General features: G+C 70.4%; 20 protein-coding genes. 19 read left to right on the top strand and 1 reads right to left on the bottom strand.

The genetic code is table 11. From position 1 onward, the window contains the following. Positions 1-56: 56 nt before the first annotated feature. From ASD47_RS14370 to ASD47_RS14280, 19 genes are all read left to right on the top strand, one after another. Positions 57-932, top strand: a complete 876-nt coding sequence (locus ASD47_RS14370) for a fatty acid desaturase (protein WP_230983666.1) — start codon at positions 57-59, stop codon at positions 930-932. Then, positions 929-1,765 (top strand): carboxylesterase, encoded by an 837-nt coding sequence (locus ASD47_RS14365; RefSeq protein ID WP_056757743.1) that lies wholly within the window; start codon positions 929-931, stop codon positions 1,763-1,765. Before ASD47_RS14370 ends, ASD47_RS14365 begins: the two co-directional genes overlap by 4 nt. Continuing rightward, the gene (locus tag ASD47_RS14360; RefSeq protein WP_056757741.1) at positions 1,758-2,870 is read left to right on the top strand and encodes a GNAT family N-acetyltransferase; all 1,113 of its coding nucleotides are present in this window, start codon (positions 1,758-1,760) and stop codon (positions 2,868-2,870) included. The genes ASD47_RS14365 and ASD47_RS14360 overlap by 8 nt, the downstream gene beginning before the upstream one ends. Continuing rightward, positions 2,867-3,283 (top strand): EamA family transporter, encoded by a 417-nt coding sequence (locus ASD47_RS14355; protein WP_056757738.1) that lies wholly within the window; start codon positions 2,867-2,869, stop codon positions 3,281-3,283. Before ASD47_RS14360 ends, ASD47_RS14355 begins: the two co-directional genes overlap by 4 nt. Next, positions 3,280-4,410 (top strand): ABC transporter permease, encoded by a 1,131-nt coding sequence (locus ASD47_RS14350; protein WP_056757735.1) that lies wholly within the window; start codon positions 3,280-3,282, stop codon positions 4,408-4,410. Before ASD47_RS14355 ends, ASD47_RS14350 begins: the two co-directional genes overlap by 4 nt. 11 nt (positions 4,411-4,421) lie before the next feature. Continuing rightward, entirely contained in the window at positions 4,422-5,324 is a 903-nt protein-coding gene (locus tag ASD47_RS14345) for an HlyD family efflux transporter periplasmic adaptor subunit (RefSeq protein ID WP_056757732.1), read from the top strand. Further along, a complete protein-coding gene (locus tag ASD47_RS14340; protein WP_056757727.1) occupies positions 5,321-6,646 on the top strand; it encodes a TolC family protein in 1,326 nt (441 codons plus the stop codon). Before ASD47_RS14345 ends, ASD47_RS14340 begins: the two co-directional genes overlap by 4 nt. After that, on the top strand, positions 6,643-7,317 hold the full coding sequence (locus ASD47_RS14335) for an ABC transporter ATP-binding protein (RefSeq protein WP_056757726.1): 675 nt from the start codon (positions 6,643-6,645) through the stop codon (positions 7,315-7,317). Before ASD47_RS14340 ends, ASD47_RS14335 begins: the two co-directional genes overlap by 4 nt. A 72-nt stretch (positions 7,318-7,389) precedes the next feature. Then, positions 7,390-7,677, top strand: coding sequence for a hypothetical protein (locus ASD47_RS14330; protein WP_056757723.1), 288 nt, complete (start codon positions 7,390-7,392; stop codon positions 7,675-7,677). A 63-nt stretch (positions 7,678-7,740) separates the two neighbouring features. Further along, positions 7,741-8,973, top strand: coding sequence for a hypothetical protein (locus tag ASD47_RS14325; protein ID WP_056757720.1), 1,233 nt, complete (start codon positions 7,741-7,743; stop codon positions 8,971-8,973). Continuing rightward, positions 8,973-10,094 (top strand): glycosyltransferase family 4 protein, encoded by a 1,122-nt coding sequence (locus ASD47_RS14320; RefSeq protein WP_056757716.1) that lies wholly within the window; start codon positions 8,973-8,975, stop codon positions 10,092-10,094. The genes ASD47_RS14325 and ASD47_RS14320 overlap by 1 nt, the downstream gene beginning before the upstream one ends. Next, positions 10,091-11,347: a cyclopropane-fatty-acyl-phospholipid synthase family protein gene (locus ASD47_RS14315; RefSeq protein WP_056757713.1), complete on the top strand. Its 1,257-nt coding sequence runs from the start codon at positions 10,091-10,093 to the stop codon at positions 11,345-11,347. Before ASD47_RS14320 ends, ASD47_RS14315 begins: the two co-directional genes overlap by 4 nt. A 136-nt stretch (positions 11,348-11,483) precedes the next feature. Continuing rightward, positions 11,484-12,161, top strand: coding sequence for a response regulator transcription factor (locus tag ASD47_RS14310; RefSeq protein WP_056757710.1), 678 nt, complete (start codon positions 11,484-11,486; stop codon positions 12,159-12,161). Next, positions 12,162-13,484 (top strand): HAMP domain-containing sensor histidine kinase, encoded by a 1,323-nt coding sequence (locus ASD47_RS14305; protein WP_056757706.1) that lies wholly within the window; start codon positions 12,162-12,164, stop codon positions 13,482-13,484. It begins immediately after the preceding gene. Between the two features lie 90 nt (positions 13,485-13,574). Continuing rightward, positions 13,575-14,936, top strand: a complete 1,362-nt coding sequence (locus ASD47_RS14300; protein ID WP_056757703.1) for a TolC family protein — start codon at positions 13,575-13,577, stop codon at positions 14,934-14,936. Beyond that, on the top strand, positions 14,933-15,826 hold the full coding sequence (locus ASD47_RS14295) for an efflux RND transporter periplasmic adaptor subunit (RefSeq protein WP_056757700.1): 894 nt from the start codon (positions 14,933-14,935) through the stop codon (positions 15,824-15,826). Before ASD47_RS14300 ends, ASD47_RS14295 begins: the two co-directional genes overlap by 4 nt. Before the next feature lie 3 nt (positions 15,827-15,829). Further along, complete coding sequence (locus tag ASD47_RS14290; RefSeq protein ID WP_056757697.1) at positions 15,830-18,925, top strand: efflux RND transporter permease subunit; 3,096 nt, start codon at positions 15,830-15,832, stop codon at positions 18,923-18,925. Between the two features lie 41 nt (positions 18,926-18,966). Beyond that, entirely contained in the window at positions 18,967-19,986 is a 1,020-nt protein-coding gene (locus ASD47_RS14285; protein ID WP_056757695.1) for a YncE family protein, read from the top strand. Positions 19,987-20,130: 144 nt separating this feature from the next. Beyond that, positions 20,131-20,373: a hypothetical protein gene (locus tag ASD47_RS14280; protein ID WP_056757692.1), complete on the top strand. Its 243-nt coding sequence runs from the start codon at positions 20,131-20,133 to the stop codon at positions 20,371-20,373. A gap of 317 nt (positions 20,374-20,690) precedes the next feature. Here ASD47_RS14280 and ASD47_RS14275 read toward each other — a convergent pair whose 3' ends face one another. Next, positions 20,691-21,599 carry a hypothetical protein gene (locus ASD47_RS14275; RefSeq protein WP_056757689.1) on the bottom strand — a complete coding sequence of 303 codons (909 nt, stop codon included), beginning with the start codon at positions 21,597-21,599 and terminating at the stop codon, positions 20,691-20,693. Positions 21,600-21,661: the final 62 nt, after the last annotated feature.

The following is a 21,661-nucleotide window of genomic DNA, read 5'->3' as shown; positions in this document are numbered from 1 at the left end:
GAGCGAGCGCGATGACGCCGCGAGATTTCCGTCTTCCGAAGCGCGCGAAGGGGCTGATGGCCTGGACGGGGTGGGACTTGATCCCGGTCGCCGCCGCCTTGGCGCACCTGGCCTTTGTGGTCTGGATCGTGGTCGGCTCGGCCAATCGGCCCTGGTGGGGCCAACTGCTGTGCGGCTTCGGTTACGCCCTGGCGATCAGCTGGAACGTCAACGGCGTGTCTCACAACTTCCTGCACACGCCATACTTCCGATCCAAGGCCCTGAACCGCGCCTTCTCGCTGCTGGAGTCGGTGGCCATCGGCTTTTCCCAGACCTTCTACACCTGGGTCCATCTGCGCCATCATGAGGGCAACAGCGATCGACCCGGCCCGGACGGCGAGACCCGCGACTGGCTGTCGATCTATCGCCACGGCAAGGAAGGTCAGCCCGAGAGCGTCTGGTCCTACGTGTTCCTGGGCTTCTTCCGCGACAGCGGCGGCTCGGTCTACCAGGCGCTGAAGGCGCGTGGCCGCGACGCCGACGCCCGCTGGGGCCGCATCGAGCTCGCCGCCGTGGCGGTGTTCGCGATCGGCATGGCCGTGATCGACTGGCGCGCGGTGCTGTTCCTGCTGCCGTTCTATTATCTGGGCGAATGCCTCTCGCAGCTGAACGGCTATTACGAGCACTTCAACGGCGATCCGGAGACCCCGATCGCCTGGGGCGTCTCCAGCTACGACCCGGTCTACAATCTCACCTGGTTCAACAACGGCCACCACGCCGAACACCACTACCGACCAGCCGTCCACTGGACCCGGCTCCCGGCCCTGCGTCGCGCCCTGGTCGAGCAGCAGGCGGCCCACGGCGTTCACGTGATCGGCCCGGCCCACGCTCTGGGCTTTCTGGCCCGCGCCAATCGCCGGCCGCGCGACGCGGAACGGGCGGTGCGGCCATGAGCGTCCAGCCCCTGCGCCTGGCGGGCTGCTCGGGCCACGGCGTTCTGCTGGTCCATGGCCTGACCGGCGCGCCGGCCGAAATGAAGCCGCTGGCCAAGCGCCTGGCGCGGCGGGGCTTCGAGGTCCACGCGCCGCTGCTGGCCGGCCATGGGGCCGATGAGGCCACCCTGCTGCGCACCACCTGGCGTGACTGGCTTGACGGCTTGGTCGAGGCCTATGACCGGTTCGCGGCAGAGGTCGACACCGTGTCGGTGGCCGGCATTTGCGTGGGCGGCGCCCTGGGGCTGATGTTGGCGGCCGAACGGCCCAGCGTCCGCGCCGCGGCGGTCTATTCGATGACCTTCGAATACGATGGCTGGAACATGCCGCGGTTCGCCGTGGCCGCGCCGGTGATCCAGCTGGTCGCCAACCTGCCCGGCGTGCGCCGTCTGGCCTGGGCCGAGACCCATCCGTTCGGCCTCAAGGACGAGCGCTTGCGCGGCCTGGCCGAGCGGGCGCCGGGCGGACTGATCGAGGGCGCCATCGACCGCCTGCCGCTGGGCGCCCTCTACCAGATGTACCGCATGAACCGGCGGCTGGAGCGCATCGGCAAGACCATCCAGACGCCGACCCTGATCCTGCACGCCAGCGACGACGACATGAGCCATCCGCGCAACGCCTATCGCCTGGAGACGGCGCTGGGCGGGCCCACGCGGCTGCACCTGCTCGACGACAGCTATCACATGATCCACGTCGACCAGGAGCGCGACCGGGTGGCGGCGCTGACGGCGGCCTTCTTCGGCGAGGACGCCCCGTACGCCGTCGAGAGTCTCGAGATGAGGTCCCATGTTTGAGGCCTGGGTCCTGACCACGCTGGACGACCTGCCGCGGGGCGAGTGGGACGCGTTGTTCGGCGGCGCCCTCGAAGGCTTCGACTACCTGCGCGCCATCGAGGCCGCGGGCTTGGCCGGCTTTGATTGGCGCTATGTCCTGGTCCATCGCGACGGCCGGCTGGTCGGCGCGGCGCCGGCCTTCATCACCGACTATCGCCTGGAGACGACATTCGAAGGGCAGGGGCGCCGGATCGCCGAGCGGGTCAGAAGCTTGGCCCCGGGCCTGATGACGCCCAAGCTGGCCTGCCTGGGCTCGCCCTGCACCGAGACCGCCACGGTCGGCTTCGCGCCCGACTTGCCGCAGCCGGATCGCGCCGCCGTTCTCACCGCCCTGATCCGCGCCTTCGAGGACGACGCGGCGCGATCCGGCTGCGTCCTGACCGGTGTGAAGGACGCCGACCACGCCCAGGCCGAGCTGTGGTCGCGGGCCACCGCCGCCGCCGGCTACAGCCCCGTGCCCGGCCAGCCGATCGCCGACCTGCCCATCGATTTCTCCGACCTTGAGGTCTATCTCGCCGGCCTCTCCAGTGGCGCGCGGCGCGACATGCGGCGCAAGCTGAGGTCGCGGTCCGGCGTGCGGGTGGAGTTGCGGTCTTCGCTCGGCGCCGATTTGCCCCGAGCCATGGCGCTCTACCACCAGACCCTGGCTCGAGCCTCGGCTCAGCTGGAGACCTTGACCCCGGCCTTCTTCACCGAGGTGGCGTCGCGCATGCCCGGCCGGGCGGTCTTCGTGCTGTACTACGCCGGCGACGACCTGCTGGCCTTCAACCTGCTGCTGGAGGACGGCGAGGTCCTGCTCGACAAGTTCTTCTGCATGGAGGCCGAGCGCGGCCGGGCCCACAACCTCTATTTCCTGAGTTGGTTCTTCAACCTCGAGCGCTGCCTGGCGCGGGGCCTCAAGCGCTATCGCAGCGGCCAGGCCAATCTCGGAGACAAGGTGCGGCTGGGCAGCCGGCTGACCCCGGCGACGATGTATTTTCGCCATCGCAACGGCTTGCTGAACGGCGCCCTGCGCGCCCTGGCGCCGCTGGTCATGGGCGATCCGCTGGAAGGGCTGGCCGCATGACCGCCATCGCCCCCGCGCCCCGCCGCCGCCTCGCGCCCATGGTGTTGTTCGCCATCCTGCCACTGCTGACCCTGGGCTACCAGATCGCGGCCAAAGCCTCGGCTGGCCATCTGGCGGGGATTCGTTTCGACGCCGACTGGCTGCTGAACGCCATCCGCATGCCGACGGTCCAGATCGTGCTGGTTTGCGAGGTCGCCAGTTTCGTCGCCTGGATGACGGTGCTGGCCGAGATGCCGCTCAGCGCCGCCTTCCCGTTGTCGGCGGTCAGCTATGTGCTGATCATCGCCGCCAGCGCGCTGGTGTTTCACGAGCCCGTGGGCCTGCTGCAGGTCGTGGGCAGTTTGGCCATCCTGGTCGGCGTCTGGCTGATCGGACGGGGCGGGCACGAGACGCCTCCAGGACCGGTCGCATGACCGGCCTCGCGCTCAAGACCCTGCTGTTCGACTGGCGCCGGTTTGCGCCTGCCGCCGTGGCCGTCGGCTTCTCGGGCCTGCTGGTCCTGCTGCAGGCGGGCCTGATCCTGGGCGTGTTCTCCCTGGCCAGCGTTTATGTGACCAAATCCTCGGCCGATCTGTGGGTCGGGTTTCCGGGCGTGCAGAGCATCGACCTGGGCCGGCCGATCGACGGGGCGACCGAGCTCTTCCTGCGCGCCGACCCGCGCATCGCCCAGGTCGAGCCCTTCTATTGGGGCTCGGGCGAATGGCGCACCAGTCGTCACGGCATGGTCAATGTCTATATCGTCGGCCTGGACCCGAGGCCTGGCGCGATGGTGTTGTCCGACGTTCTGCCGACCGACCTGCGCGTCGTCCTGGGCGAGCCGGACGCGGTGCTGGTCGACCGCGCCGACCTCGCGAAACTGGAGACCGGCGTCGGCGGTCTGGCCGAGATCAACGGTCGGCGGGTGAGGATCGTTGGGGTGACCGAGGGCCTGCGCGCTCTGGGCGGCGTCAACGTCATCGCCTCAGCCGCCACGGCCCGGCGCCTCGATCCCGCGATCGGCGTCGGGGAGGGCGCGGCCTACTTCACCGCCCGGCTGAACGATCCATCGCAGGCCCGCGCCGTCGCCGCCGGCCTGCGCGAGGTGGGGCGCCGGCGCGGCTTCGAGCCGATGACCAGCCAGACCTTCGCCGACCGCAGCGTCCGCTACTGGCTGGCTGAGTCCGGGGCCGGGGTGGCCTTCGTGTTCGGCAGCGCCGTGGCGATCCTGGTGGCGGTGATCGTCACAAGCCAGACCCTGGCGGCGGCGGTCGCGGCCTCGCTCAAGGACTACGCGGCCTTGCGCGCCCTGGGTTTCACCATCGGCGCCCTGCGCGCCATTGTCCTGGCCCAGACCGCCTGGATCGCGGCGGCCGGCGTGCTGCTTGCCGGCGCCTTGGCCGCCGTCCTGGCGATAGCGGCGCGGCTGGGCGACACGCCGCTGGTCTTGACCGCGCCGATGGTCGCCGCCGCGATCGGCCTGGTGGCGCTGGTCGCCTTCGGCTCGGGCCTGTGGGCGCTGCGCCGAGTCGCGCGGGCCGATCCGGCCGTGTTGCTTCTGTGAGGATTTTGACGATGCCCCGCCACGCGCCCAACGGCCGCGTCCTGATTCCGGTCCTGCTGGCGACCGGGGTGCTGCTGGCCGCCTGCCAGAAGGGCCCCGACGTCGCCGACGCCCAGAACCGTCCCGCGCCGGTCGCCGTGGCCCGAGGCGTAGTCGCCGTCGAGGGCGGTCTGATCCCGATCGCCGCGCCGCGCGACGGGCTGATCGCCCAGGTCAGTGTCGAGGAGGGCGCGCATGTCGAGCGCGGCGCGGTGATGGCTGAGCTCGACACCGACCGCAGCGCCTTGCTGGCGGCCCAGGCGGCGGCGGAGACCGCCCAGCAGGTGGCAGCCTGGCGAGGCGCTCAGGCGCGGTCCTCGGCGGCGGCGATCGAAGCCGCGCGCCTGATGCGATTGGCCTTGGCCGACGCCGCCACCCGGCGCGAAGCCGAACAGGCCAAGCAGGCGGCGGCGGTGGCGGCCGCCCAGACCGACGAGGCGGCTCGCGCCGTGGACGTAGCGCGAGCTCGCCAACGCCTGGCCGAGCTGGAACGGACCGTCCGCACGGTTCGAGCCCCGGCGTCGGGCCTGATCCTGCGCCGCACGGCGGCGGTGGGCGCGGCGGCGGTGGCTGCGTCAGGAACACCCCTGTTCATCCTGGCGCCCGACGGACCCCGGATCGTCCGCGCCGAACTGGACGAGGCCTTTGTCGACCGGGTCACGCCCGGCGCTGTCGCCTGGGTCACCGACGCCGCCGGCGGGGGGCGCGTGCTGAAGGCGCGGGTGCTTCGAATCTCGCCGTCCTTCGAGGCCGCGGCCCTGGACGACCAGCCCGGCGGCCGGGCCGATGGCCGGGTGCTGCGCCTGGTCCTGGCGTTCGACGAGCCCAACACCCTGCGGTTGGGTCAGCGCGTGTTGGCGAGGATCGGCGGATGATCAGGTTCGCGCTTGCCGCCGTCCTGGCCGTGACGCCCGCGACGACGTCGGCCGGGTCGCCGCGCGCCCCGACACCAGCGCCGGGCGCCGCGTCGCTCGCGGCGAACCCTTGGTCGCCGACCCTCGACGATCCCGTCCTGGCCGACCTGCTGGCCCACGCGGAGCTGGGTTCCTTGGACATCCGCATGGCCCTGGCGCGGCTGGAGAAGGCGCGGGCCGATGTCGATCTGGCCCGGGCCGGCGGCAGGCCGCGCCTGACGATCGGCGCCGAGGCCGCGATCGGCGGGGCCGACTTCTCGTCGAGCAGCGCCGGGGCCGGCGCGCCCGTGCTGGGCGGCTACGAGGTTGATCTTTTTCATCGCCTGAAGCACGGCCAGGAGGCGGCCAAGTCGGACGAGGCCGCCGCCCTGCAGGACGTCGCCGCCGCGCGCCAACTGGTGCTGGCCGAGGTGGCTCGGACCTATGTGGGCCTGCGGGCCGATCAGGAGCATCGCGCGGCCGCCCAACTCCGGGCGAGCCTGGCGGGACAAATCGAGGACCTGATCCGCCGCAAGACGGTGGAGGGCTCGGCCCGTGACGAGGAGCTGACGTCGGCGCGGACGGCCCAGACGCGGGCGCGCGCCGAGGTCCAGCGCGCCAAGCACGCCGTGGAGGCTGACCGGATGCGGCTGGGCTTGTTGCTGGGACAGGACAAGCTCATCGACGAGCCGGCCTATGCGGGCGACGAGATTCCGGCCACGCCATCGACGACCACGATCGCGTCCGAAGCCGTCCTGGCGCGTCCCGACATTCAGGCCGCGTTCGCCCGCCTGCAGGCCGCCGACGCCCGTCGGGCCGAGGCCGTCGCCGCGTCGCGTCCGAGATTCACGCTGACCGCCGGCGTCGGGTCCGGCGACACCGATCTGCTCTATCTGCTGGACGTGCGGGCGCTGGCCTGGGCGGTCGCCGGCGGGCTGACCCACGAACTGCTGGACGGGGGCGCCGCCAAGGCTCGCAAGCGCGGCGCCGAGGCCGAGGCGCAGCTGGCCGAACTGGCCTACCGAAAGACAGTTGGCGAGGCCTGGGGCCAAGCCCGGCTGAACCTGGCGGCCTTGCAGGACGCCGCCACCGCCGAAGCCGTGGCGAAGAGGTCCTGGACCCAGGCCGTCCGGGCCTTCGGAACCGGACAGATGCGGCACGATGACGGCGACATCGACGGACTGGCCCTGGCCGCCCTGGAGGCCGGGGCCGCCGACGCCGACGTGGCCCTGACCAACGCCCAGGCCGTCCGCGCCCAGGACTATGTCGACCTGCTGCTGGCTTTGGGCGGACATGCGACGTGACCATTTCCCTGCGCGCCGAGGCGGTGCGGAAGCACTACGGCGAGGGCGTTCTAAGGATCGACGCCCTGCATCCCGTCAGCCTGAGCCTGAGGCCCGGCGAGCTGGTGATGATCACCGGTCCGTCCGGCTCGGGGAAGTCGACCCTGCTGGCGATCCTGTCAGGCCTGCTGAGCCCCGACGCCGGTTCGGTCGAGGCCCTGGGCCGCGCCTTGGTCCCGATGAGCGCCGACCAGCGTGATCGCTTCCGGCTGGCTCATTCCGGCTTCATCTTCCAAGGCTTCCACCTGCTGCCCGCCCTGACCGCCAGCGAGCAGGTCGAGATCGTGCTGCGGCGGCTGGGCGCTTCGGCGCGGGAGGCGCGGTCGCGGGCCGTCCAGGCCCTGGCGGCGGTGGGGCTGGAGCGAAGGATGTCCAACCGTCCCGGTGAGCTGTCGGGCGGAGAGAAACAGCGCGTGGCCATCGCCCGGGCCCTGGCCAAGCGGCCGGCCCTGATCTTCGCGGACGAGCCGACCTCGGCCCTGGATTCCGACAACGGGCGGCAGATCGCGGCCCTGTTGCGGGCCGAGGCCCACGCCAGCGGCGCCACCGTGGTCTGTGTCACCCACGACGCCCGGCTGGCCGACCAAGCCGACCAGGTGCTGCGGATGGAGGACGGCCGGATGCTGGCGTAAGGCGCGTCAAATCGGTGAGGAGGCGCTCGCCGCGCGGCGTCATTGGACCAGACCCCACGGGAGCTTCGCGCCATGATCGACGCCCTTTTCGCGCATGCCTTTCTCACCGACGACGACGTCGCCGACCTGATCTCGACCAAGGCGGGATTGGCCCGCGACTTGCTGCAGCGTCCGACGCGGATCTGCGATCTCCGCCTTTCGCTGGAGGCCTACGAGGCGGTGCTGGTCGAGATCGAGGATCACTTCCACATCGAGATCGACGACATGGTGGGCGCCGACTGCGATACGCTCGGAACCCTGATGGACCGCCTCAAGGCTCGCGTCGCCCGTCCCACGGTCCTGCCGCGGCGGGCGGCCTGATCAGCGTCCGACCCACGGTTAGGAATCGGTGAGGGGCATTTGCGGGCGTGGCGTCGTTGGGCCATGCGCATTGGATTTCTCTTCAACCATGACCAGGTCCATCAGGTGGCGCACAGCCTGCCGATCGCCCTGGCCCTGACCGGTGGCGACCGCGACCTGGAGATCGTCGTCGCCACCACCAGTCGGCGGCTGACCGCCGAGGTGATCCGCCTGGGCGGCGGCCTGATCGGCCACGGCGTCAGCCTGGTCGAGCTGGGCCTGACCCGGCGCTCGTCGAAGATCCTGGCCGCCACCGCCGAGGCGGTGCTGCCGGCCATCAAGCTGCTGGTCTACGGCGACAACCTCGAATTCTTTCGGTCGCTCGACATCCTGGTGGTGGCCGAGAAGACCTCGCTGATCCTCAAGACCCGCTACAGGCTCAAGGATCTGAAGATCGTCCACACCCGCCACGGGGCCGGCGACCGCGCCATCGGCTTCGACAAGGCCAGCGCCGGTTTCGACCACGTCCTGGTCTCCGGTCGCAAGATCCGCGACCGGCTGATCCACGAGACCGGCGTCGATCCGGCCAAGATCTCGATCGTCGGCTACCCCAAGTTCGATCTGCTGCCGGCGGGGGTTACGACCCACCCGCTGCTGGACGACGGCCGGCCGGTGACGCTGTACAACCCGCACGTCTCGCCGCACCTGTCGTCCTGGTACGAGGCCGGCCGCCAGGTGCTGGACTGGTTCGTCGAGCATGACGACCACCATCTGATCTTCGCCCCCCATGTGATGTTGTTCGAACGGCCGTTCGTGGCGACGATCGACAAGCTGCGGCTGGACCGCGCCGGGCGGATCGAGGAGCGCTATCTTCGCGCGCCCAACATCCATATCGACCTGGGCAGCCGGGCCTCGACCACCATGGTCTACACCCAGCGCGCCGACCTCTATCTGGGCGACGTCAGCAGCCAGATCTACGAGTTCCTGCGCAAGCCCAGGCCGTGCGTCTTCCTCAACAGCCACCACTTCGCCTGGACCGGCGACCCGAACTTCGGCCACTGGCGCGCCGGTCCGGTGATCGAGGACGCCGCCGACCTGGGCCCGGCCATCGACCGCTCCCGCCAGGAGCACGCGACCGTCTGGCGGCCGGTGCAGGAGGCCCTGTTCGACGAGCGTTTCGACCTCACCGGCGAGCCCTCGGCCCAGCGCGCGGCGCGCGCCGTGGCGCGGTTCGCGGGGCGGGCCTGGCCGGACCCGCCGGTGCGGCCGGTGGTCGACACGCCCGACCTGGCGTGGACCGGAACGGGGGCGTTCTGATGCGCATCCTTTACGTGATCAATTCCCTCGAAGGCGGCGGCGCGGCCTTGCCGGTTCCGGCTGTGGCCAAGGTGCTGGCCGACCAGGGCGCCAGGGTCGAGGTTCTGGCCCTGACGCGCCGGGATGGTCGGGCCCTGCCGCCGATGATCCGTCAGGGGCTGGATGTCCGCGTCCGGCCCGGCGGCGAGCGCGATCACGTCGACGCCCTGCGCTGGCTGGACCGGATCGTCGCCGAGGAGCAGCCCGACCTGCTGTGGACCTCGCTGACCCGCGCCACCCTGCTGGGCCAGATCGTCGGCCTGCGGCGTCGCGTGCCCGTCGTCAGCTGGCAGCACAACGCCTTCCTCAAGCCGGCCAACCGGCTGCTGCTGCGCGCGACCCGAAGACTGTCGGGCCTATGGATCGGCGACTCCTATAGCGTCACGGCCCTGACCGCCGCGCGTCTGAAGGTGAAGCCGGACCGCCTGGCCGCCTGGCCGCTGTTCGCCGCCGACGCGGCCGCGCCTCATGCCGCGCCCTGGCGGCCGGGCGAGACGCTGCGACTGGGAACGCTGGGGCGCCTGCACACGGCCAAGGGCTATGACGTGCTGATCAGGGCGCTGGCCCACATGCGGGCCAACGGCTTCATCCCGCCCGCGCCGTTCGAGATCGAGATCGCGGGGGAGGGCGCGCAGCGTGAGCGGCTGCAGGCCATGCTCCATCTGGCGGGCTTGGAGAACGTCAATCTCACCGGCTTCTGCGACACGCCACGCGAGTTTCTAGCCGGCCTGCACCTCTATCTGCAGCCGTCGCGCCGCGAGGGCCTGTGCGTGGCGGTGCATGAGGCGATGCAGGCTGGTCTTCCGGTCCTGGCCACCGCCGTGGGGGAGATGCCCTACAGCGTGGTGCACGGACTGACGGGACAGGTGGTTCCGCCCGACGATCCTGAGGCGCTGGCCAAGGCGCTGGAATGCCTGCTGCGGACGCCCGACAGGCTGGCGACGATGGGCCAGGTCGCGCGGTCGCGGGTGCTGGAGCGGTTCGGCCAGGCGCGTTTCGCCGCCACGGGCGCGGAGATCTTCGCCCGTCTGCCGGTGCGGCGGGCGGCCATGGTCCCGGCGGTCGCGAGCCCAGCCTCGTGAGTTTCGCCGTCTGGGCGCTTGGCAAGGCGTTGACGCCGCTGGTCCGGCGCGGCGCCCTGACGCTGATCACGCCGTCCGGCGAGCCCCTGGCGTTCGGCGACGGCGCGGGCGAGCCGATCGTCGCCCGCTTGACCGACAACGCCGCCGTCTGGGCGCTGCTGCTCGATCCCGACCTCAAGACCGGCGAGCTGTTCACCGACGGCCGGCTGGCGATGGAGCGGGGAACGATCTACGAGTTTCTCAGCCTGATCCTCGACAACGACGGCGAGGCGAACCCGTCGCCGATCGTCCAGGCGTTCGATCGCTGTCGCACGGCCACCCAGCTTTGGCGCCAGCGCAACGACCCGGGCCGCTCGCGCCGCAACGTGGCCCATCACTACGACCTGGGCGACGCCCTCTACGCCCTCTTCCTGGATCCGGACTGGCAATATTCCTGCGCCTATTTCGAACATCCCGGTCAGGGCCTGGCCGACGCCCAACGTGCCAAGAAGCGGCACATCGCCGCCAAGCTGCTGCTGGAGCCCCATCACCGCGTGCTGGACATCGGCTGCGGCTGGGGCGGACTGGCGCTGTACCTGGCGGGGGTGGCCGGTGTCGCCGAGGTGCTGGGTGTCACCCTCTCGGAGGAGCAGATCGCCCGCGCGCGGAGCCGGGCCCAGGCGGCCGGGCTGGCGGCCCGGACACGGTTCGCCCTGACCGACTATCGGGCGGTCGAGGGCCTGTTCGACCGGATCGTCTCTGTGGGCATGTTCGAGCATTTGGGGCTCGGGGCCTACGAGACCTTCTTCAAGACCTGCCGCGAGCGTTTGACCGACGACGGGGTGATGCTGCTGCACACGATCGGCTGTTCGGACGCGCCCAGCGTCACCAATCCGTGGATCACCCGCTACATCTTCCCCGGCGGCCACCTGCCGTCGCTGTCGGACATCCTCAAGGCGGTCGAGCGATCGGGCCTGGTGGTTTCCGACATCGAGGTGCTGCGGCTGCATTACGCGGAAACCCTCCGGGCCTGGCGCACGGCGTTCATGGCCCGTCGCGCCGAGGCGGTCGCGATGTTCGACGAGCGCTTCTGCCGGATGTGGGAATACTACCTGGCCATGTCGGAGACCGCCTTCCGTTACGAACAGGTCGTGGTGTTCCAACTGCAATTGGTCAGCCGGCAGGGGAGCGCGCCGTTGACACGCGACTATGTCGCCGCCGCCGAGGCCGATCTGCGGGCCCGGGAGAACGCCATCTCGATTGGCGATCGGTAGTCGCGCGGCCATCGCCCCAAGGGTCGCGACGGTCGGGGGGCGAGGCGGCCGAGGGCAAGCTGCTGGAGAACGGGGCCGAGGGAGGAACTCCGACTAGGCGATTTCTTCTCCCGGCAAATCGAGGCAGGTTGGCCGCATGAAACTGTTGCTGGTCGAGGACGACAAGGAAGCCGCGGCCTATCTGAAGCGGGCCTTGTCGGAGGCCGGTCATACGGTCGACTACGCCGCGACCGGCCGAGAGGGCCTGATGCTGGCGGCCGCCGAAACCTACGATGTCATCGTGCTGGACCGCATGCTGCCCCAGATCGACGGCCTGGCGATCCTGCGGACGATCCGCGCGTCCGGGGTCAAGACGCCGGTTCTGCTGCTGACCGCCCTGGGCGGCATCGACGATCGCGTGGAAGGTCTGGAGGCGGGCGGCGACGACTATCTGGTCAAGCCGTTCGCCTTCGCCGAGCTGCAGGCCCGGGTCAACGCCCTGGCCCGCCGTCCGCCGCCGCAGGAGGATCCAGCCACCCTGCAGGTGTCGGACCTGACGCTGAACCGGCTCAAGCGCACGGTCATCCGAGCCGGCGCCCGGGTCGAACTGCAGCCGCGGGAGTTCCAACTGCTGGAATATCTAATGCGCCACGCCGGCCGGGTCGTGACGCGCACCATGCTGCTGGAGAGCGTCTGGGATTTCCACTTCGATCCCAAGACGAACATCGTCGAGACCCACATGAGCCGGCTGCGGTCCAAGGTCGATCGCGGCCAGCGCCACGATCTGATCCATACGGTGCGCGGCGCGGGCTATTGCCTGCGCGAACCGGACTAGATGTTCCGCTCCACCAGCCTGCGCCTGGCGGCGCTCTATACCGCCGCCTTCGCTCTGTCGGTGGTGGCGCTGGGAGCGATCACCCTGCTGACGACGCGGAGCGCGCTGTCCGAGCAGTTCGACGCCCGCATCCAGTCCGAATCCGGGGCCCTGACCCAGGAGTTTTACAGCGAGGGTCTGGAGGGCGTCGTCCAGGCCGTCCGCGAGCGGGACCGCACGCCCGGTGCGCTGGACTATGGCCTGGTCGGCCCGGGCGCCAAGCCCCTGGCCGGCCGTCTGGCCGTCAGCGGGGCGAGGCCCGGCTGGTCGACAGTCCGCAGCGGGCGGCGTGACGGCGAGGTCGAGCCGATCCGGGTGCTCACCGCGGCGCTGCCCGGCGGCTATCGCCTGATGGTGGGCGATGACGAGGCGCGGATCGAGGCGCTGGACGGGGCGGTGCTGCGCGGCTTCGGCTGGGCGTTCGCGGGGGTGGTGATCCTGGGCGTGGCCGGCGGCTTTGCGCTGAGCCGCGACGTCCACCGGCGACTGGCGGCGATCTCGGGCACGGCCGAGGCGATCATCGACGGCGACCTGAGCCGCCGCGTGCCGGTGCGCGGATCGCAGGACGACCTGGATCGCCTGGCCGAGACCATCAACCGCATGCTCGACCGGATCACCGGCCTGATGGAGAGCCTGCGCCAGGTGTCCAATGACATCGCCCACGACCTGCGCACGCCCCTGACCCGGCTCCGCCAGCGCCTGGAGGCGGGCCTGGCCCGCGAAGGCGAGCGGGGCGAGGCGATCGAGGGCGCGCTAGACGACCTGGACACCATCCTCGACACCTTCGCGGCGCTGCTGCGCATCGCCCAGATCGAGGGCGGGGCCAGGCGGGCGGCGTTCCGCGCCACCGACCTGGCCCAACTGGCCGGCACGGTCGTCGACGCTTTCGCGCCGTCGGCCGAGGACGCGCGCCAAACCCTTCGGCTGGAGGGCGAACCGGACGTGGTCATCGACGGCGACCCGGAGCTGCTGACCCAGATGCTGGTCAATCTGGTCGAAAACGCCCTGCGTCACGCCGGGGAGGGCGCGGCGATCCGCGTCGGGGTCGCTCGCGGCGTGAGCGCGCCCGTGCTGTGGGTGACCGACGATGGGCCCGGCGTGCCGGCGGTCGAACGCGAGAAGCTGTTCGACCGCTTCTATCGGCTGGAACATAGTCGCTCCGCGCCGGGCAGCGGCCTGGGTCTGGCGCTTGTGGCCGCCGTGGCCAGGCTGCATGGCGCGGAGGTGCGGCTGCACGACGCCCGGCCGGGGCTGGAAGCGCGCGTCACCTTCCCCGCCTCGTGAGGCCGGCCGCGTCAGGTTGGGAATTCGCAATGTGCCCGTCATGAGGTCGTCAGCTCGCCACTGCTAAGCCGGCCCGGTCCAGGAGTTCGCATGCGCGCCGTCCGCCTCGCCGTCGTCTCATCCGCGTTCGCCGGCATGATCCTGATATCGGCCGGCTGCACGCCTTATGTCGCTGCCCCCGTTCACCTGGAGGCCTATCCCATCGCGCTGGAAGCCCGCCGGCTGAACGAGAAGCCAGCCGGCGCGACCTGGACCGGCGGCGACCTGCTGGCGGCCGCCCTGGCGCGCAACGCCTCTGTCGCCGAGGCCGCGGCCAAGTACCGGACGGCCGTGGCGGCGGCCAAGACCTCGCGGGTCGCGCCCAGCATGACCCTGACGCTCACGGCCGAATACGCCAGGCGCGAGCCGAAACAGTGGCTGTACGGTGTGGGTTCCGACGTCCCGCTGGACATCGGCGCGCGACGCGGCGAGCGGCTCAACGCCGCCGACCTGGCCGCCATGCAAGCGCTCTACGACTATGGCGAGGCGGTGTGGACCGTCCGCACCGCCCTGACGCGGGCCCGGGCCGATCGGCTGTCGGCCGACGCCGAGGCGGCCTTGGCCCAACGCCTCGAGGCTGTTCGCCAAGCTCGTGTAGATCGCCTGGACCGCCGGGTCGCGGCCGGCGAGGACGACCGAAGCCTGGCCCTGGCTGCCCGGAGCGATCTAGCCGTCGCCCACCGCCGCCTCGTCGACGCCCGCGCCCGTCGCGTCCAGGCCGACGCCGCCCTGGCCCAGGCTCTGGGCGTGCCGGCCGCCGCCATCGCCGACCTGTCGCTAGCCCCCGTCGCGCCGCCGCCGGAAGGGCTGCACCTGATCCAGGCCCGCCGCGACGCCGCCCTGACCCGGCGTGACGTCCTCAGGGCCGTGGTCGGTTACGACCTGGCCGAAAGCGCGCTACGGCTGGAGGTCGCCAAACAGTATCCGGAGATTCATGTCGGGCCGGGCTACACCTATGACCATGGCATCGCCAAGCTGCCCTTCAACCTGGGTCTTCTCCTGTCGCCGATGGACCTGAACCGCGCCGCGATCGCCCAGGGCGAGGCCAAGCGCGCCGAGGCAGGGCGCTCCCTGGAAGCGGTCCAGGCCGTTGCCCTGGGCGCGGTCGATCAGGCGTGGGCGACCCTGGGCGCGGCGCGGATCACCGAGGCCTCGACCCGCGAGCGCGACCTGCCCGTCGCCCGGCGCCTGGCCGAGGCGACCGCCCGCGGCGCCAAGGCCGGCGAGGTCGACCGCGTTGACGACCTGGGCGCCCAGGCGACCCTGATCGAGGCCGAGTTGGCCGTGCTTGACGCGCGGCGCGCCGCCATCACCGCCGGCGTCGATCTCGAGGACGCCCTGCGGGTCCCGTTCGATCCGGCCGAGATCGCCCTGCTGCAGAATGCGTCCCGCGCGCTTGGAGGCCAACAATGAACAAGCTCGCGTTATTCGCCCTCATCGCCGGCGTGAGCTGGGCGGGTGTCGTCCAGGCGACTGAGATTCAGGTCGATGCGGCCACTCAGAAGCGGCTTGGCGTCACGACCGCGCCCCTGGCGGCCGCCCGGCGTCAGGCGGTGGCGACCGGTTTCGCCCGGGTGCTGGATCCGGTGCCGCTGGCCACGCTGGACGGCGATCTCGTCACCGCAGCTACGGCCGCCGCCGCCTCGCGCGCCGAGGCCGCTCGGACCAAGACCCTAGCCGCGGCCGACGCCACCGTCTCGCTGAAGGTCGCCCAGGCCGCTCAGGCCCAGGCCAGCGCCGACCTCGCCAAGCTGGTGCTGCTGCGCCGCCGCGTCGGTCTGGAATGGGGCCCGGCCTTCACCAATGACGCCAGCCGCTCGCGGCTAATCGCCGAACTCGTCGAGGGACGGACCGTGCTTGTGCGGATCGATGCTCCGACCGGAACCGGCGGGGCCCACGGCGCGCGAATGCAGCTGAGCGGCGGCGAGACGGTCGATATCGCGATCCTCGGGGTCGCACGGACGGCCGACCCGCGCGTTCAGACCGGCGGACTGATCGGCGTCGTGCGAGGCCCGGTCGCCGCCCGCCTGGGCGTGGGCATGTCCGCGCCGGTCACGCTGGCCGGCGCGGCCGGCGGGGCAGGGGTGCTGGTTCCCCGTTCGGCCCTGATCCGCACGGCGGGTCAAACCTTCGCCTATGTCCGCAAGGACGCCACCCATTTCGAGCGGCGGGCGCTGGTCGCCCCGACCTCGCAGCCGGAGGGCCTGTTCTCGGCTAGCGGCTTCGCCCCTGGCGAACCGGTCGTGGTCTCCGGGGCCTCGGCCCTGCTGGCCGCCGAGACCGCGCCCAAGGCCGAGGACTAGGCGATGCTCAGCGCCATTGTCCGCTGGTCTCTGGCTCGGCCGCGCCTGGCCGCCGTCGCCGCCCTGCTGCTGTTCCTCTACGGCTGCATCGTGTTGGCTCACGCCAAGTTCGACGTCTTTCCAGAGTTTGTGCCGGCCCAGGCCGAGATCCAGACCGAGGCTCCGGGCCTGACCGCCGAACAGGTGGAGCAACTGGTCACCCGAGCCGTCGAGCAGGCGGTCAACGGCGCGTCGGGCGTAGCCACGGTGCGCTCGGAATCCATCCAGGGCATCTCGATCGTCAGCGTCACGTTTGCCGAAGGGGCCGAACCCTATCGCGCCCGCCAGGTGGTGGCCGAGGCGCTGGCCGAGGTGCAGGGCGCCCTGCCGGCCGGTGTGCTGCCGCCCAAGGTCGCGCCCCTGACCTCCTCGACCATGGACCTGCTGAAGATCGGCTTCACCTCCGACAAGCTGACCCCCATGCAACTGCGCGACCTGGTGCAGTGGACCGTGCGGCCGCGCCTGCTGGCCGCTGCCGGCGTGGCCCGGGCCACGGTCTATGGCGGCGAAGTGCGACGGTTCGAGGTGCGCGTCCGACCCGATGACCTGGCGGCGCGAGACCTGTCGCTGGCCGACATGGTGGCGGCGGTGAAGGCCTCCACCGGCGTCAGCGGCGGCGGCTTCATCGACACCCCCGAGCAGCGGATCTTGATCGATGCACGCGGCCAGGCCATGAGCGCCACCGACATCGCGGCCGCTCCGATCCCCGGCGCCGCCAGCGGCGCGCCGATGCGGGTGGGGGACGTGGCCGACGTGGTCGACGCCCCGGCCCCCGATACCGGCGCGGCCCTGATCATGGGCAAGCCCGGCGTGCTGGTGAACCTGTCCAGCCAATACGGGGCCAACACTCTGGACGCCACGCACGCTGTCGAGGCCGCCATGGCCGAGCTGAGGCCAGCGCTGGAGGCCCAGGGCGTGAAGGTGGACGCCGGCTTGCACCGTCCGGCCAATTTCATCGCCGCCGCCCTGAGCGGCATCGCCGAGGACCTGGTCATAGGCGCGGTGCTGATCGCCGTGGTGCTGCTGCTGTTCATGCGCGACCTGCGCACGGTGCTGGTGTCGTTCGTCTCGATCCCGCTGTCGCTGCTGACCGCGGTGATCGTGCTGGACGCCCTGGGCTGGACCCTCAACACCATGACCCTGGGTGGTCTGGCCGTGGCCTTGGGGGTGGTGGTCGACGACGCGGTCATCGACGTTGAGAACATCGTCCGCCGCCTGCGCTCGCGCGGCGACGCGCCCGCCGCGGCCACGGTGCTGGCCGCCTCGCTGGAGGTGCGCGCGCCGGTGATCTACGCCACCCTGGTCGTGGCTCTGGCGCTGACCCCGGTGCTGATGCTGGGCGGGCTGCAGGGGGCGTTCTTCTCGCCCCTGGCGGCCTCGTTCATCCTGGCCACCGTCGCCTCCCTGGCTGTGGCCATCGTCGTCACCCCGCCGCTCTGCCTGCTGATGCTGTCCAACACCCGCCTGCCGGACGAGCCGGGCGTGATCCTGCGGGCCAAGGCCTGGCACGAGGCCGTGCTGGTTCGCGCGGCTGGCCGTCCGGTGCTGGCGGTGATCGGCGCGATCCTGGCGACGATCGTCACCGTCGTCGGCCTGATGCTGTTCAATTCCGAGCTGCTGCCCAGCTTCCGCGAAGGTCATTTCGTGCTCGGCGTCGCCGGCCCGCCCGGCGCCTCGCTGTCGGTGATGCGCAAGTATGGCGAGGGCATCACCCACGACCTGCTGGCCATCGACGGCGTCGAGAGCGTCGAGCAGACGATCGGTCGCGCCTCGGGCGGGGAGGACACCTGGGGCACGGAACGCAGCGAGTTCCACGTCGAGTTGAAGCCCAAGCTGCCCGGCAAGGACCAGGACCGCATTCAGGAAGAGATCCACCAGACCCTGGACGCCTATCCCGGCCTTGAGACCGAGGTTTTGACCTTCCTGGGCGACCGGATCGGGGAGTCCCTGTCGGGCGAGACCGCCGCCCTGGCCGTCGGTGTCTACGGCGCCGATCTGGACACCCTGGACGAGACCGCCGCCCAGATCGCCGCCGTCATGGAGAAGGTCCCTGGCGCGGTCGACGTGAAGATCCAGACCCCGCCCAGCACGCCGATGATCCGCGCCGATCTCGACCTGCCGGCCCTGGCCCGCTACGGCCTGGCGCCGGCCGAGGTGCTGGACGCGGTCCAGACGGCCTATCAGGGCTCGGTCGCCGCCCAGGTCTACCAGGAGAGCCGCGCCCTCGACATCGCGGTGACCACCACGCCGGACACCCGCCAGGATCCCGAGGCGATGGGTGAACTGCTGATCCGCTCGACCAGCGGCCAGGTCGTGCCGTTGAAGGCGGTGGCCCACGTCTACCTGACTGACGGCCGCACCAGCGTCTCGCACGAGGGCGGGCGCCAGCGGCAGGTGATCACCACCAATCCGCCGCCCAGGGACGCCGCCAAGGTGACCAAGGCCGTACAGGCCGCCATCGCCAGCCAGGTTCGCCTGCCGCCGGGCGTCTACGTCGACTATGTCGGCACGGCCGCCGGGACGCAGGCCGCGCAGCGCCAGCTGCTGTTCAACGTCGCCATCGCCCTGATCGCCGTGGTGGCCGTGCTGCTGATCACCTTCGGCGACGGTCGCGCGGTTGGCCTGATCCTGGCCTCCGCGCCGTTCGCTCTGGTCGGCGGCGTGATCGCCGTGGCCCTGACCGGCGCCAGCCTGTCGCTCGGGTCGCTGGTCGGCTTCGTGACCCTGTTCGGCGTCGCGGCTCGCAACGCCATCCTGCTGGCCTCGCACCTGGACAACCTGATCACGGTGGAAGGCCACGACTGGTCGCTGGCCACCCTGGCCCAGGCGACCCGCGAGCGGGTGACGCCGATCCTGATGACCGCCCTGGTCACGGCCTTGGGCGTCCTGCCGCTGGCCGTCCAGACCGGCCAGGCCGGCCGTGAGATCCAAGGACCTATGGCCATCGTCATCCTGGGCGGCCTGATCACCTCGACCATCGCGAGTCTCGTCGTGCTGCCGTCCCTGATCTGGCGCTACGGCCGCGCGCCGCGCTCGGTCGGCGCGGCGGAAGTCCCCTAGTTCACCCCTTGTCGTTCGGCTCGTCTCAGCAGGATTTCCCCATGAAGACCAAGTTCCTGGCCGCCTCCATCCTGGCCCTGACTGTCGTGACGGCTGCTCAAGCCCTGGCCGCCGCCGGGCCCGCGCCGATGAAGATCGTCGACCGCATCGCCGGTCCGGACGGCGGCTGGGACTATGCCAATTTTGACCCCGTCCACCGCCGCCTCTACGTGGCGCACGGCGCGGCGGTCACCGCCATTGATGTCGACACAGGCAAGGTGACGCCGGCGCTGGTGGCCGCCCAACGCGCACATATCGCCCTGCCGCTGCCGGGCGGTGACGAACTGCTGGTCACCAACGGCGGCGCCAATACCGCCACTCTGGTCGACGCCATGACCGGCATGGTCCGCGCCACGGTCGCGACCGGTCAGAATCCGGACGCGGCGCTGTTCGACCCCGCCAGCGGCCTGGCCTTCGTCATGAACGGCCGCAGCGGCGACATCACGCTGATCGACGCCAAGGCGGCCAAGGCGGTGGGGGTGATCCCGGTCGGCGGCAAGCTGGAGTTCGGCGTTTCCGACGGCCGAGGCCGGGTGTTCGTCAATATCGAGGACAAGAGCGAGATCGCCGTCATCGACACCGCCGCGCGCAAGGTCGTCGCCCACTGGGCCATGGCCGGCTGCGACGAGCCCAGCGGCCTGGCCTACGCCGCCGACGTCCGCCTGCTGATCGCCGCCTGCGCCAACGGCAAGGCCGAGGTGGTGTCATCGACCTCGGGCAAGGTCGTGGCCAGCCTGCCGGTCGGCGAGGAGCCCGATGCGGCCTTCTACGACGCCCAACGCCACTTGGCCTATGTGCCGAGCGGCGGGGCGGGGACCCTGTCGGTGATCGCCGTACGCGGCCCGACCGACGTCGCGGTGATCGAGACGGTGGCGACCAAGCCTGGCGCCCGGACGGGAACGTTCGATCCGCAGACCGGCAAGGTCTATCTGCCGTCCGCCGACTACGATCCGCCGGCCCAGCCAGGTGGCCGGCGGAGCGCCAAGAGCGGGACGTTCTCGGTGCTCGTGCTGGGACGCTGATCCGTTCTGATGCAGGTCGTCGAGGCGCTGGGCGAACTGCGCTTGCAGTGGCCTGATACGCCAACTCAGTCTAATCGCAGGCCATGTGTCAACCGACGGGGCCGCCCACCGGGCCGGCTGTCCGTCGCATAAAGGTCGAAAGCAATGGCGCTGGGCAATATCGTGATGATCGTTCTGGGCCTGGCCGCCATGGCCCTGGGCTATTTCATGTTTTCTTCGCCCAAGGTTCGCAGGTGGACTCTAAGCTATGGCCGGGGGGCGATGTGGACGCGCCTGCTCGGGGAGCATCGCGCCGACTGGGCGGGCCGCTTCGTCTTCGCGCCGATCTGCTTGGTCTTCGGCCTTTTGATGGCCCTGATGGCGGCCTTCTCGGGACCTATTGGCTAGGGTGTGGGCGTCGGGGCTAACCACCCCCTAGGCGTCTTTATCTACTATCACCTGCCGCGTCCGCCGCAGTATAGCTACCTCGGCTTCCGCTTCGAACCTGCGGCCGACGCTGCGGCGCGCTCATGTCTCGTCGTCCGGCTGAAAGCCGTTCCATCCCTGACGATCTATCCGAAGAGGTGAAGTCGAGGCGAGGTTGGATGCCGTGAGTTTGCTCGAGCTTCCTCCTGGAGCCGCGGGTGTGTGCTGATGGCGACGCGACGATCGCCTATCAGGTTGCGCCCGATTGAACGGCGGCGGGTTGGATCCCTAGCCGCGGCCTATCGAAGCCCCAGCAAACGCGCGAGGTAATCGACCATTTCCCCTTCACTGCGGTTATGCCGCACGAGGCTATCGAAATAGATCGCACAAAGCGCGCTTGGCAGTAGCGCAAGGTCGATGCGGTAGCCGGCGGTCTCGATCATTTCCAGGCCGTAGGTGGGAAGATCCCACAGCAGGTCGGGAAGTCCGTCTGCCGACGTGTCGCCAGTCGCGTCGACAAAGAGTTCCGTCAGTGCGGTGTCGTCGAGTTCGGCGACTCCGGTCGACAGCAGCCGGCAGACGCAGGCCAGTTTCATCAACGATTCGGTCGGACGATCCGGATCCACGGCGGCGAGCGCGGCTTCGAGCACGGCGTCCTGCTCGCACAGCAGACGGGTAACGAACGCGCGCACGTCGTCCGGCGTCATCTCGAAGAAGCTCAGTGCCTGAGACGGCAAGATGATTTTGAGCTTTTCCCAACCGGCGATTTCCGAAGACAGGGTCTGAATCTGTCCCGCGTGCGCGACTTCGTCCGTGCACAGCACGATATAGTAGTCGTCGACCCGCTGCACGGCCGCAGCGTATTGCGCCTTCAGATTCTTGACGAAGCCAGGATCCTTGCCCGAAGCGTAATCCTGAATCTCCGAATAGCTCTTCATCTGTAAGCCGACGCGCCGGCTTTCAACATCGTACTTATAGGTCAGCAGCACATCGACGCCGTTGTCCCTGGGCCCTTGAGTGGTCTGGACGTCGGTCCGGTGGCTCTTGTAGGCGTCCATCATGGCCCGGATCGAGCGTCGGAAGCCTGGACACAGGTGCTTATCGTGCTTGAATGCCTTGAACCGGGCTGTGTCGGTTTCGTCGCGGCTCGACATCGCCAGCAGTTCAGCCAAGGTTTCGGCCGGCGTGGCCTGGTTTGAAATGAACATTGGATCGTTTCGCGGTAACCGGGTGCCTCGACTTATTGACGGCCGAGCCTCCGCAACTCAAC

Source organism: Caulobacter sp. Root1472 (assembly GCF_001426985.1).
Classification (GTDB): Bacteria; Pseudomonadota; Alphaproteobacteria; order Caulobacterales; family Caulobacteraceae; genus Caulobacter; species Caulobacter rhizosphaerae.
This window is presented reverse-complemented; position numbering and strand designations above follow the sequence as displayed.